Genomic DNA, 14371 nt, shown 5'->3' on the forward strand with positions numbered 1-14371 from the left:
GCCATGAATGAGTCAAACCAAACCGTCTTAGTCGGCACGGGCGCCATTATCGAACTCTTGCTCAAGGGCGAATTTATTTGCCGCACCACCAATGAAGATGGCTGGCGCGCATTGAAAAATAACAGCACCCGCGAGCGGGTCGAGGCTTATCTGAACCAAATCAACCGCACCGTGGCCTCGGCCGCCGAGGGTGACGTGTTTTTCTGCGGTTATTTGCAGTTAGGCGAGAGCGAGCGCAAGGTGATTTCATCGCAGTTTAAGGATATTTGTCAGGCACTTATCCCCATGGTGGAGTGGCTGGTATTAGTGCAGGAAGCCAGCGGCCAAGATGCCCCCTTAAGCGAAGGTGCGCCAGTACGGTTAACCGAGCTGCAAAGCCGAATTGAAGATACGCCCGCGTTTCGTGAGCAGTTGGCCAAACTCAGCCAATACCGCTTATTCGGCTCAACCAGTACCAATAGTGATGCGCAAATTAAGTTAGTGTTCAAACGCTTAGTGGAACTTGGCTATCTGGTGCGCCCCAACGTTGAAAAGCAAATTTATATCGCCACCGGCAAGCTGGATTATCTGTACGAAGTGATCCGTTTTATTGACGAAACTGAAGGCCTAAGCCTAGAGGCGCAGGCGGAAACGGCGATCCAGCGGGATTTACTATGATGCCTTGGACGATAATGCATAGCATCAACCAAGGAGGCCGTGATGAGCAGTAACTTACATCAGGCTGGGGTTAAGCTACTCAAGCAGTTAGGCCGCCATGCTGACATCATTATGGACGCCTATTTAGCGGGCTCGCTCAATGAAGATGCCCATGATCCCGCCGTGGTTGAAAAACTCAAACAGGCAGGGATTTTATGGCGCCCAGAGCCAGACCAAGAGCTGCGCCTTAAACGCTCGGTGCGAGCCTTGCTCGAAGAAGGCTTAAGTGATGAGCGTAATCGCCAAATCGACTCCAACGTCGGCTCGGCGCTCGCTACCATTAAAACCTTGGCTGACCATTATAAAGAAGCGCGTCACAGCTCAGATTACAGTGCTGCCGAGGCGTATCTGTCTGATTTAAGTGAGCATGTATATAGCTTTGCCGACAGTTTGCGCTATTCGATCCGCGTGTTGTGGGGGCGGATCAACAACGAGTTCGGTTATGTCGGTACCATTAACGCTAAGATCCGCGAAAACGAACTCGCCCAGAGCCAAGTGTCTGAATTGCTAAATGGTTTGGAGATGTTCCAGTTTAGCGAATTAGGCGAAATCGCCGGTGATATTCGTGAGCTGCGTAAGCTGCTTGTGACCACCTTGCAGGAAACCATGAGCGACTGCGCCCAGGAGCTCAGTGTGGTGCAGGGACGGTTGCTGGAACTTCTCGGTCGCTTTAGGCAAATTCGCGGTCGTACCCGCTTGCTTAAGGGCTGGTTACTGTACACCGATTTGCATCCGGATTACCGCCCTGCGGACCATGTGTCCCACAAGGAAATCCCGAGTCTTTTCAATCGCGCCGAAGTGTTATTGGCACCAGCGTCTGTGGATGTGCATAACGCCAGCCAAGAGCTTGAGCTGATGAATATCGTCGCCCACATTAAGTCGATTAGTCGTCAGGGCATAGTTGAGACTGTACGCGAGCATGATGTCAGTGTATCGCTTACCCAAAGCGAAGACTTTGATATTCCTGATAATCCACTCAAGCAAGCGGTTGATACTTACTTCGTCGATGTGATTGAGTCGGGCTTACGTCAATCGGCGCTCGATTACTTAGTCGAAAAAGCCCTGCCGTGGGATGCCGAAAGCTGGATTTATCAAGTGATTGGCGGCTACGAAGGCTTACCCGATGAGCATAAGGCTTACTTCGAGTTAGAGCCCTTAGGCGAACCTCACCCCATCTACAGCGGTAACTTTATTATCCGCGATGTGGAATTATGGCTCGCCTAGGTAAACAGCAGTTACAACTCTTGGAGAGCGTTTATCTTAATCGCGCTCCAAGGGTAAAACTTAGCCCGAATTGGCGAACGATTTACCGTGAGTTAGAGGTAGGCGAGCTGGATGGTGCGGAAAAATATTTGTGTTTTGCGCCACGGGATTTTGAGTTGCTGCGCCAAGGTGTATTGGCAAAAGAGGGCGTGGATTTACAGGCACTGGACTTTAATCTAGACCGCATCACCATGTCCGCCCAAAGCCAGAATGAGAAGCTGGCGAACATCCGCCCCGAAGCCGAGTATGTTTTGTTGAAGTATCTCGGTTTTGAATCGCCGCCCTTGGGGATTTCAGCTCGGGCCTCGTTACGTACTCCCTTAGATGAGGCGCAAATCCATTGCGATGAGCTTGATGTTAACGCCATCTTAGTGGTTGAAAACCTAGATATATTCGATGCAATAACCCAAACGCGCTTACCTGAAGAGCTTAGCCGCATTATGGTGATTTACCGTGGCAGCGGTCATCATTCCCCCATCGGTGTGCGGCAGTTTTTACAGGCGATGGCGGGTAAAATGCCGATTATTGCCTTTACCGATCTCGACCCCGCAGGGCTGCAAATTGCCCATACTTTAACGGGCATGACCCATTGTATCGTGCCGCAGTTAGCGCTTTTTGCGCCCAGCGAGTTACTCGCTATCCCACAGATTAATTCCGCTGATGACTTTGCTAAGCAAGCGCCTCAGGCTAAATATTTACAGTCAATCGACTTAAAAAATTGGCAGCCATTAAGCCGTTGGTTAACTCAGCAACGAATTAGCATTAAACAGCAGCACCTGCTGTCGCATCGGCTTGAGCTAGTGCTACTGGCATATTGTTAGTCGTTATCCTTCCCCATCTCTCTGTTAAGTTCGATATCTGTAGTTTTTAATACTGTGTAAAGTATTTATTCAGTTTTTAAATCTAGTCTTATTCGGTATTAATCGATTAATTGTGTTTATTTGGTTTAAATAGTGTTTAATTTTTGATTTTTTAACTTATGTATTAATAGCGTGATTATTAATCGATGATTTTATTTTTAATAAAAATCAGTTAAGTACAGAATTTTTGTGATGTGCTTAGCTTAATTGAAAATCAAATAAGCAAATTTATTCATTGAATTTGCATCCAGCATGTTTCACTATCCCCGCCTAAATCAAAAGGGAATGGCGATGTTGCTCATTAGGGAAGATGAATATCAAAAGATGAGCTATCTGGGAAAACGATCAGCATGATGAAATCACTTTCGACACGGATCTTTATCGGTCTATTTGCGGGACTTATTCTTGGCACTTTAGTGCAGTATTTTTTAAACGATATTGGCTTTTTTTCAGGCAATTTAGTCGAATTGGCTAGCGGCGTCGGCACTATGTTCGTCAACATGATCATGATGTTGGTCGTACCTCTGGTATTTGTCAGTATCGTTTGCGGTGTGTGCGAGCTGCAGGACTTAAAAAGCTTTGGGCGCTTAGGCGGCAAAACCTTCGGCTTTTACATAGTGAATACCGTAGTGGCTATTTCTACCGCTCTTTTAGTGGTGCTCCTGCTCGACCCAGGTAAAGGTGTCGATATGAGTAGCACCGATGGTGTCGCCATTACCGCGACCGAACTCCCAAGCTTAATGGCGCTGCTGATTGATATAGTGCCGCGCAACCCGGTGGCGGCATTTATGTCGGGCAATATGCTGCAAGTGATCTTTATGGCACTGATGCTCGGTGGAGTGATGAAATCCCTCGGTGAGCACGTAGCTGGTGCGGTACAAGGTTTTCAAACCGCCAATAAAATCATGATGAAACTGATTTCTGTGGTGATGAGTCTCGCGCCTTTCGGGGTGTTTGCGTTGATGTTTAAGTTGGGCGCCACCTTAGATGCAGCGGTATTTATGAGTGTGCTCGAATACCTAGTGCTGATTTTAGCGTTGTTATTACTGTGGATTTTTGTGGTGTATCCGTTGGCGGTCGGTATGTTTACACCGATTTCGGCCAAGACCTTTCGGGCGAAGACGCAGGAGCAAGTGCTGTTTTCACTGTCTACCGCCAGCTCCAATGCCACGATTCCCGTGACTATGCGTACGCTAACCGAAAAGCTTGGGGTGAATCACGCTGTGGCTGGCTTTGGTGTGCCGCTCGGGGCGACCATGAATATGGGCGGCGTGGCGATTTATATCACCATTGCGATTTTCTTTGTTGCCAATGCCTTTGGTATGCCAATCACCAGCGAGCAATTGCCTTCGCTGCTATTTAGTATCTTTTTATTATCGGTTGGCGCCGGTGGTGTGCCCGGTGGCGGTATGGTGATGATTGGCGTATTAATCCATCAAATGGGCTTGCCGATTGAAGCCTTTGCGATAGTGGCGGCGCTGGATCGCATCATCGATATGGTGCTGACCTCATGTAACGTGGTGGGCGATACCGCGGTATTGACCATAGTCGATCAAACCGAAAAGGCGATTAAATAGCCTGATGGCGCGATAATAGACTCTGACCTAACAGCCTGAAGGAGCACAAACTGCTCTCTTTAGGTTGTTTAGCGATAATCAATGCGATCCCAGATCTTTGATGGTTCGAGTATGAGAGTGACTCACTAACTAAATCAATCAGTTAATTCGACTTCCACAACTGTAGAATGCTCTGACGTTGGTTCTGCGAATTGGGTGCAAATATCGGTAATTTCCGCTTTGCATTCGAGGAATGCACTAACGAGAAATGGATCAAACTGCGAGCCTGCGCCATCGCGCAAATATTTAAATGCATCGTCGATACTCCAAGCGGCTTTATAAGGGCGTGAAGTCGTTAAGGCATCAAACACATCTGCGATCGTGGCGATACGGGCACAAAGTGGGATTTGCTTTTGACTGAGCTTACAAGGGTAGCCTGTGCCATCCCAGCGTTCATGGTGATAAAGCGCAATCTCTTTGGCCATATGCAATAGTGGATCGTCATCTTCGCCTATTATTTCAGCACCGATTTCCGGGTGTTTTTGAATTATTTGATATTCTTCAAGGGTTAACTTTCCGGGTTTTAGTAAAATTGCATCGGGTATACCGATTTTTCCGATATCATGCATTGGCGCTGCATTTAGCAGTAATTGGCACCAATAGGCAGGTTGTCCAATTTGTTGTGCTAACAAAAAACTATACTGGCTCATTCTGATAATATGTAAGCCAGTTTCATTATCCCTAAATTCAGCGGCACGGCCGAGTTTGTTGATAATTTTTTGCCTTGCAGATTCAAGCTCTAGAGTGCGTTGTTGTACAAGGTCTTCGAGCAGGTTAGTTCTCGACGCTAATTTTAAATGTGTCTGTATTCGTGCTTCCAGAATGGCAGGATTTATGGGCTTAGAAATATAGTCGACAGCACCTAATTCAAAACCTGTGCGCTCATCTAGGGTGTCTGTTTTTGCTGTGACAAAGATAATTGGAATGTGGCGAGTGACAGGATTTAATTTTAGGCGACTACAGGATTGGAATCCATCCATCTCAGGCATCATCACGTCTAATAGAATGAGATCCGGAATAGGGTCAAGACTGGCTAAGGCGAGGGCATTCGCGCCGGATGTGGCTGCGCGAATACTATATTTATCACACAGTAAGCCATTCATAATTTGAATATTATCCGCTGAATCATCAACGATTAGAATGATAGGTTTAGCTGAAGTCTGCGCCATAATAGTCCCTTATTTATCTTATAAATAACCTCTACTGCCACATCGTAAATGTGTGAGTAGTCCGTAAACCACGCTGTACTATGTTAGCATGTAGCTTTTAATTTTAACCATGTTTCAGAGTAAGTTAAGCTTGTTGAGCCTGCGTTTTGCGATGTATCACCTTATCTTGTTTAGGAATAAAAAATCTATGCTAAAAGGCACGAATAGAAATAAATCAGTGCTAGGTGATAGCCTAAGCTACCTGCTCAGCTTGTTGGTGAAGTCGGATGCTATTTTTAAGCCAGCAAGCATGTTAATTAAAACCTATTCAATCTTACCTTTCTATCGCTGTGCGTCATGGCGCTTAGCTTATTTGTTGTTCTCTTGTCTCTTTGCCTGTTTGAATGTCAGTGCCGCGTCATCTCAATCAACTGTTAATGGCGTTAAGCATCTGCAAGAGTCATTTTCCCCTTTACATGTCAGCATGATTTTGGCCATGGATACGCCTTTAAATCGACGAATTGGCGAAATGGCGCAAGCTGCTGCTTCAGATTTAAATATCCGCTTAACTGTATCCTACAGCGATGGCACGCAAGGCACCCTTATGGCGTTAGGGCGCGAGGCAATCAATCAAGGGAGTGATGGCCTGATATTTGTCCCCATCGCTGATTTGGGCAGGGAATTAATCCTTGAGTCGCTAAAGCATCAGATACCTGTTGTGACATTAAGGTCTGAGTTAGGCATGCTCAGTCCTACCATCTTAGCTGAACTGCCTAATTTTATTGCCAATGTGAATATCAATGACTACAAATCTGGGCAACTATTGATGCACAACTTACTGGCGATAAATCGGCTTAACCATGATCAACCAGCCGTATTGTTAATTGCAGGCCCTCAGGGTAATTCGAATGTTGAACGAGGAGTTGAAGATGTTCAGCATTTTATGAATTCTTTGCCAACCAAGGGAACGCTGAAAGTCGCATATACCGATTGGAGTATCGAGCAAGCCTTGGCAGAATTTGGCAGTGCTATCGCTGCGCAACCAGCGTTAACTACCATAGTCACTATGAATGCGGCAGCCGCTGTTGCGATTGCAGAAAAAGTCCACCAACCCGAGGGCGAAAATGTGCCAGCTATAGGCTCAATGCTATGGTCAAAGGCGTTGGGGCAGGCGATGGCACAAGATAAAATTCAGGCTGCAATTGCAGGAAGTGAGTTTTCAGGGGCTATTGCTTTATCGATTTTATTTGATCATTTAACTGCTAGCGGTAGGAAGTGGAGTAAAGGCAGTTTTGTTTCTCCCTTGGTGGTTATTACCCCGAATAATTATTACGACTATAAATCAATACTGGATTTTGACCCCTTGTATCTCGATTTTAAGCGCATAACACGCAATTTTAATCCTGCACTCTCATTCAACGAGTTACGCCTTGCCGACTTGTTACCCACTCAGACTCAGGTGCAGTTTTTAAATACATTAACACCGCAAGAGCGGGATTTTTTACGGCAACATCCATTGATCCGGGTCGGAATTGAGCCCGATGGTGCACCGTTAGATTACTTTGACCAAGCAGGCAAGCATGCGGGACTAATGGCCAGCTATTTTTCTGAGCTTGCTAAATTGCTCCCTATTAATTTAGCTGTTCAGCCTTCTGCTTCTTGGCAGCAAACCATGGCAGATTTTGATGCGGGCAAGCTTGATATGATTTCGCTCATTTCAATTAGCCAAATACGCCAAGATCGTTTTCTATACACCGATGACATCGGTAATTTCCCTGCCGTAATCGTGATGAGAAAAGATGCTGCTACCGTTGATGATATAAACGGATTGTTCGGTAAAAAAGTGGCGGTTACCCGCGGTGATATTACTGATGAATATTTAACTGAACATTACCCGCAATTAAACCTAAAGCGATTCAATCGATTAGAAGATGTGTTGGCCGCAACGTTAACCGCAGAGGTGGATGCTGCGATTGTTTTATTACCCAAGGCGGTAAAATCGCTCCAATCTCCAGAATATAAACAGTTAGAGCTGGTTACCCCGCTGGATTATGAGTTTAAAAATGCCATCGGAGTGCGTAAGGATTGGCCTGAATGGCAAAGTATTTTGAATAAAGCGTTGGCCGCAATTCCGGCATCGACGCGCGCCGAACTGGATGACCGTTGGTTTAAGGTATTGTATGAAATAGGTATTGATCCCCAAGTGATTAAGCGCTGGGTGAGTATCTCTGCCGGAGCACTGTTAGTGCTATTTATGGTGTTTATGGTATGGCGCCATATGCTTAAGCGCGAAATGATGATACGTCAAGCCAGTGCACTAGAGCTTAAATCCAGCTTACAAAAATTCCATGCGTTATTTGATTCTGTTGATAGTGCCTGTGTGATTATTGACAATCAAGGAACGATTAAGGAGTGTAATGCGGCACTGCAAAGCTTGCTGCAGGTTGAAGATAAGGCATTGTTAGTTGGCACTTCACTAACACAATTTCATCTTGCAGATACCTTTATGGGCTCGGTTTCTCAAATAGCGCAGAGTGTTGAAGAGGTACTCAAACAAGGGGGGCTTAAATTTGAGGCGGAGATTACCAACCGTCTTGGGCAAGCGATTTCCGTTGAGGTGACGCTTAAATTTATTGAGTTAAATGCTGAGCCGTTTGTGCTCGCCACTTACCACAATTTGGCCGAGCGCCGCTTGGTGGACAGCCTTATTCGCCATGAGCGTAATCTGCTCAAAAACGTGCTGGGGATGAGCCCGATTGGAGTCTGGGTTTGCGTTAATGGTATTTGCCGTTATGTGAATGCGCAAATGACGCAGATGACTGGCTTAGCAGTGGATCATGCTGTAGCTGATATTTTTCTCCAGCCTAAGGATTATCAAGATTACATTCGAGGACTTGCGCCCGAGCAGGAGTATGTCGTATTTGAGTCCAAGCTAAAGGGAACTGATGGCCAGTCACTCGATGTATCATTTACGGCCTATTCCACATTCCATGATGGCCAGCATGCTAATTTGTGTTGGGCCTTAAATATTACCCAAGCTAAGGCAATTCAAGCGGAGTTGGCTAGCGCTAAAGCGCAGGCGGATGCAGCAAACCAAGCTAAGTCTGACTTTTTGGCGAATATGTCCCACGAAATCCGCACACCAATGAATGCCATTATCGGTATGTCTTATCTGGCATTGCAAACGGATTTAGCCGAAAAAAGAAAGGATTATATTGCTAAGGTGCATCAGGCCGCTGGCTCATTGCTCAATATCATCAACGATATTTTGGATTTTTCAAAAATCGAAGCCAATAAACTCACGGTAGAGCAGATCGAGTTTGACCTTGACGAGGTGCTGACCCAACTGAGCAACGTGATAGGTTTTAAGGCTGAAGAAAAAAATATGACCTTAATTTATGACGTCGCTACCGATTGTCCCCGCTATTTTATGGGTGATCCGCTGCGTCTTGGGCAGATTTTACTGAACTACTGCAACAATGCGGTGAAATTCTCTCCCAAGGGCAGTGATATTTTACTCAGTTGCCAAGCTGAGCTTGATAAGCATGGCGCGATGCTGACCTTTTGCGTGGCAGATACCGGCATTGGGATATCTGCAGATAAACAGGCGCGATTATTCGACTCTTTTGAACAGCTGGATGCATCAACGTCTCGCCAATACGGTGGAACTGGGTTGGGGCTGGCAATCTGTAAACGCTTGAGTGAGTTAATGCAAGGAGAAGTATGGTGTGAAAGTGAATCGGGTCAAGGTTCCCGTTTCTATTTACGGCTTCGTCTGCCCTTGGCTAAGCCCTATGAATTCGCCAGCGAATTTACGGTACTGCGTGGCCAAAACCTCATTCTATTAGGGCTATCTCCAGTTCAGCGTGCTATTTTTGCGTGTTACGCAGAAGCGGTTGCAATGAAAGTGCATATTGAGGAGATGTATTCCGCGTTGTCTGAGCTCAGCGAATGCTCGGGTCGTTACGCGATAGTGTGCGATGCCAAAGCGTTCGAACCGGGATTATTGAGCGTGGTACTGGCTAACAATAACCTTGGTTTATTATTGGTCGGAAATTGTAGTGAGCGAGCTTACATTCAATCTTTAGCGGATAAGTACCCACAAATTAGCGCTAAAGCACATCCTTTAACGCCGATTGAAGTGCTCAAGTCGTTGCAGTTAATTATCGATGCGAGTGAGATCCCCAAAAAGCAGACTAAGCGTGATGCTAAACTACTCGATAAAAATCCGTTGGCTGATGTCTCGATACTCCTTGTTGAAGATAACATTCTTAACCAGGAATTAGCCGTGGAGTTATTGCGTCAAGCTGGTGCGCAAATTACGGTCGCGCAGAACGGTCAGGAAGCATTAGAACGGCTTGCCAACGGCTCCTTTGATTGTGTGTTGATGGATGGGCAAATGCCGATTATGGATGGATATGAAGCAACACGGCTTATACGAGCGCAGCCGCAATTTGCTGATTTACCGATTATTGCCATGACAGCCAATGCGATGCGCAGTGATGTGCAAAGGGCATTAACGGCGGGTATGAATGCTCAGATCAGTAAACCTTTTCAAGTCCAAGAATTATATTCAGTTATCGCACAGCACCTCGTGGCGAATACGACAACGGCTTCAGTGTTTTCTGCTCCGATATCTGAGCCAGACGAGGTTGAGGTGACTTGGCCATCCATTATTGGACTTGATATTGATACAGGCTTGTCCCTGTGTAATCAGCGCGCTGATTTGTATCGTCATTTATTAGAGTTATTTATTCAGACTGGGTCTAATCTCCTTAAAAATCAAAATAATGCTTTTTTGCAGGAGAATGTTAAGGCATTGCGATTAAGTCTTCATACCCTCAAAGGCGTGGCGGGCAATATTGCAGCAGTTAGCATTAGCGAAATGGCAGGGCAATTGGAGACTTATCTAGATAATATCAACAGCATGACGGAGTTTGATGCCGATGTTCACACTATGTTTAGAAAAAACATCGACTTGCTACATGCAGATTTACAGCAGTTGTTAACCTCATTAACTCAGTGGCAGGCTGAAAACCAATCCGATGAGAAATGGCAGTCTATTTCTCAAATAGAGTTAGACGAGTTGTTTATTCAATTAACTCAAAGTATTAAAGAGTATAATACCGATGCGCTACCTTTAGTGGAGCAGTTGAGTCAACTGGCCGTCTTACGACCTCAACGGCAATTAGTGACCGAATTAAAGCAAACAATAGGACAATTTGATTTTACCCGCGGGCTTGAGCTGCTGATTGAGATCCAAGCTTGGGCTAAACAGCAGTTGACGAAGGAATAACCGATGTTATTAAGCCAGAAACAGGCACTTATCGTTGAAGACATGGATGTCATGCGCAAAATTTTAGTCGAGCAATTGCGCAAAATGGGTTTTAGCCAAGTTTATCAAGCAGAAAATGGTCGCCGTGCACTCGAGTTGTTAGAAGAATTGCCGATCGATATCGTGCTGATGGACTGGAACATGCCTAATGGTGATGGCGCCGATTTACTCAAGGCCATACGTAAACAAGCAAAATGGCAGTATCTGCCAGTGATATTAGTGACCGCCAACACCCATAGAAACATGATCCAAGAAGCGATTAAGTATGGTGTCGTCGACATTATTGCCAAACCCTTCACCACCAAAACCTTGCAAGATAGAGTGTTGCAAGCGCTACGGGTCGAGCCACAAACATTAAGCCTTGCAAGTGTCGAGACACCTCCCTCCTTCGAGAGCAGAGACTTGGCAACTGAGGCATTCAACGAGCCAGTCAAAAACACGGTATTAATTGTTGATGATGCCGTAGATAATTTAGCGGTGATGGTAGGTTTGCTGAAAGATACGTACAAGGTGTTAGTCGCAAAGGATGGTCAAACTGCACTCAATCTCTGCCAGTCAGGTAATGCGCCTGATATCGTGTTGCTCGACATTATGATGCCAGATATGGATGGCTACCAAGTGCTCAATGCGTTGCGGGAGCATCCTCAATCAGAGTCAATCCCGGTTATTTTTGTCAGCGCATTACATGAAACCGCAAATCAGATCCGAGGTCTACAGCGGGGAGCCATTGATTATTTAGTCAAACCTGTGCAGCCTGATATTTTAAAACTTCGGCTGGCTAACCTATTAGCAACGGTCAATTTACAGCGTGATTTACAAGCTAATTATGACAACATGTTAGCGCTATCTCGTTTAAGGGACAGCGTTGATGAGTTAATTCATCATGATCTTAAAAGCCCTTTAGCAGCGATCAGCGCGATGCTACAACGTTTATCACAGGACAAAAATTGCCCTAAAGACTGGCGTGCTAAGTTAACGGCGATTGATGATCTCACCATGCAATCGATTAACACCGTTAATCTGTCCTCGGAGATATTTAAAATTGAAACGGGGCGATTTATCCTCAAACCTGAGCGATTTTCTGCCCACGGACTGGTCAAGCAAGTATTGCACTCGATGCATGTGACCTTTCATCACAAACAATTGATTGCCTTTCAATTTCCGGATGAAGATCCCAATGGTCAGTTTGATGTGTTAGCGGATGCAACCTTAACTTATTCATTACTACTAAACCTAATTAAAAATGCCTTCGAAGCCTCAACCCTGCGCACTAAAGTGGCGATCCATTTATCGATCGAGCAAGGCAATGTAGTGATCCAGATAGAGAATTCGGGCGTGGTGCCGGAACAGATTCGTCCGCGGTTTTGGGATAAATATGTGACGAGTCAAAAAGTGGAGGGCGTGGGTTTAGGGACGTATTCTGCACGCTTATTAGCTAAGGCCCAGGGCGGCACGACTCAATTACAAGTTGATGATTTACATAATAAAACCATAGTCACCGTGTCTTTGCCCGCAGCAAATTAAGCCCGTGAGCTTAGCGGTTTAGATGCGGAACGCTCTCGTTTTAGGTGTGTCAGTGTGAAGCCAGCAGTATGACTGCTGGCAAGTGGCAAATCGAGTTGTTGATTTGCAATAGTTACTGCAGGCCTAGTGATTATTTGCGGGTCATTTTATCCAAATAGCCCATGGCAAAGGCGGATAACACAAAGGTGATGTGAATTAACAGATACCACATGATTTTGTCGTTATCGATATTCTTCACATCCATAAAGATTTTCAGTAAGTGAATAGACGAAATCGCCACAATCGAGGCGGCCACTTTGTTTTTCAGTGAGCCAGAATCTAATTTACCCAACCAGCTGAGCTTTTCACTGTCTTCACCCACATCCAACTGCGAGACAAAATTCTCATAGCCAGAAAACATCACCATCACAATCAAGCCACCGACAAGGGTGATATCAATCAAGGACAGGGTGACCAGCACTAAATCCACTTCACTCATCTCAAAAATGATCGGCAGAATATGGAAGATTTCTTGGAAGAATTTAATGCCTAAGCCCAGTAATACTAGACTCAGCCCCAAGTAGATGGGCGCCATAATCCAGCGCGATGCATACATGAGTCTTTCAAATATTTTTTCCATTTGGAGTAAACCCTTAGTGGTTAAAGCACAAAAATAGAATCTATGATGCTAAAACAATAACATACTGGGTTAACGCCGCGCTATCGGCCAATCGCAAAGGCGTGAGGTATATGCGGCTAAGCCCTAAATATGGCATAGCTGATTTGGTTTTTGCGGCCTTACAGCCGAGGTGAGTTAGGTTAGTGGGGTTTCACCCGCACCTGATTATGCTGATGTTTAGTTATTGCGGCCTTACGGCCGAGGTAAATCAAAGTCGTGGGGCTTCACCCCACACCCGACCAAGGAGGACTGCTCGTCCTATCCTCCTTGGATGCTCCAAGACGCCCCTAGCGAAGTTACATGCATTAGTTAGTGGCTTCGTGCTTATTCGAAAATTGCTAACGCTTCCGATGGTACATCCTGTACCCCGAAAGCTAGCGAGGTATCCATGCCTCGCTCACGCGATTTTCTTCAACGCCCTTCAGCAACTTCGCAGGGGAAGGTGAACTTCTGTTGCCTTGGTGTTAGCTGTTAGTCCTAAAGATTTGTGCCTGCCTATCTTTCCTCTCTCCTGTTTTTTGAATGACATTTGTCATCCGTAATTGCTGACAACTCACACTGCCGTGATTTAGCGGATGCAGGGATACTTAAGCCATACCAACAAGGAGGCTTAATCATGCAACATCAATCACTGGATCAACAACTTATCGAATACCGCCAAAAACGTGCTTTAGCTATGCCTGTATCAGGCATGATTGTATGGACGCTATTGTTTATCTTGAGTTTTATTCTGCCAGCATCGCAAATGGTGATGGCAACATTTATCGGCACAGGTTCTATTGTCTATCTTGCTATGGGAGTCTCGCGTCTTACAGGTGAAAATATCTCCTTTAAGAAAAGCACTGATCGTAATTGGTTTGAGACAGTGTTTTTGGCTGCCATGGGGATGAGTTTTTTAACCTTTAGCATCAGTATTCCCTTTTTTATGGAAAACTATTTAGCCTTGCCCTTCGCCCTTGCAGTACAAACAGGATTAATGTGGTTGGTTTTCGGCGTGTTAGCGGCGCAAAAGGTAGCGATTGTACATGCAATTGTGCGCACTGTGGCTTGCGTGGCAGCTTTTATGTTGTGGCCTGAGTTGAGTTTTCAGCTTCAACCTTTGATTGTGGTGGTATGTTATGGGTTCTCGATTCCATTAATGGAACGTCGTTGGAAGATTCAGCAAAATCTTTGTGTTGCAAGTTAGTTTTGCGGCTTATCGGTCGAGATGAATCAAGGTCGTGGAGGTTCGCCCCATACCTTAAGTAGAGGTTTAGTTATTGCGGCCTTAC

At 45.6% G+C, this 14371-nt stretch carries 9 protein-coding genes; 7 read left to right on the plus strand and 2 right to left on the minus strand.

From position 1 onward, the window contains the following. Positions 1-3: 3 nt before the first annotated feature. The 4 genes from IEY09_RS00270 (at position 4) to IEY09_RS00285 (ending at position 4396) form a co-directional block, all read left to right on the plus strand. Entirely contained in the window at positions 4-657 is a 654-nt protein-coding gene (locus IEY09_RS00270) for a condensin complex protein MksE (RefSeq protein ID WP_188869578.1), read from the plus strand. A gap of 42 nt (positions 658-699) precedes the next feature. After that, positions 700-1920: a hypothetical protein gene (locus IEY09_RS00275; protein WP_037421933.1), complete on the plus strand. Its 1221-nt coding sequence runs from the start codon at positions 700-702 to the stop codon at positions 1918-1920. Beyond that, positions 1908-2780 (plus strand): DUF7281 domain-containing protein, encoded by an 873-nt coding sequence (locus IEY09_RS00280; protein WP_188869369.1) that lies wholly within the window; start codon positions 1908-1910, stop codon positions 2778-2780. The genes IEY09_RS00275 and IEY09_RS00280 overlap by 13 nt, the downstream gene beginning before the upstream one ends. A 389-nt stretch (positions 2781-3169) precedes the next feature. Continuing rightward, positions 3170-4396, plus strand: a complete 1227-nt coding sequence (locus IEY09_RS00285; protein WP_188869371.1) for a dicarboxylate/amino acid:cation symporter — start codon at positions 3170-3172, stop codon at positions 4394-4396. Positions 4397-4530: 134 nt separating this feature from the next. Here IEY09_RS00285 and IEY09_RS00290 read toward each other — a convergent pair whose 3' ends face one another. Then, positions 4531-5604 (minus strand): HD domain-containing phosphohydrolase, encoded by a 1074-nt coding sequence (locus tag IEY09_RS00290; protein WP_188869373.1) that lies wholly within the window; start codon positions 5602-5604, stop codon positions 4531-4533. A 187-nt stretch (positions 5605-5791) separates the two neighbouring features. Here IEY09_RS00290 and IEY09_RS00295 point away from each other — a divergent pair, with 187 nt between their 5' ends. Both IEY09_RS00295 and IEY09_RS00300 read left to right on the plus strand, forming a co-directional pair. After that, positions 5792-10879, plus strand: coding sequence for an ATP-binding protein (locus tag IEY09_RS00295; protein ID WP_188869375.1), 5088 nt, complete (start codon positions 5792-5794; stop codon positions 10877-10879). Between the two features lie 3 nt (positions 10880-10882). Then, positions 10883-12442 (plus strand): ATP-binding response regulator, encoded by a 1560-nt coding sequence (locus IEY09_RS00300; RefSeq protein ID WP_188869377.1) that lies wholly within the window; start codon positions 10883-10885, stop codon positions 12440-12442. 130 nt (positions 12443-12572) lie between these two features. Here the strand turns inward: IEY09_RS00300 and IEY09_RS00305 are convergent, their stop codons facing one another. After that, on the minus strand, positions 12573-13061 hold the full coding sequence (locus IEY09_RS00305; RefSeq protein WP_188869379.1) for a TIGR00645 family protein: 489 nt from the start codon (positions 13059-13061) through the stop codon (positions 12573-12575). Positions 13062-13716: 655 nt separating this feature from the next. Between IEY09_RS00305 and IEY09_RS00310 the strand changes: the two genes are divergently transcribed. Next, positions 13717-14286 carry a DUF7010 family protein gene (locus IEY09_RS00310; protein WP_188869380.1) on the plus strand — a complete coding sequence of 190 codons (570 nt, stop codon included), beginning with the start codon at positions 13717-13719 and terminating at the stop codon, positions 14284-14286. The last annotated feature ends 85 nt before the right edge of the window (positions 14287-14371 follow it).

It is taken from the genome of Shewanella xiamenensis (assembly GCF_014647135.1).
Lineage (GTDB): Bacteria > Pseudomonadota > Gammaproteobacteria > Enterobacterales > Shewanellaceae > Shewanella > Shewanella xiamenensis.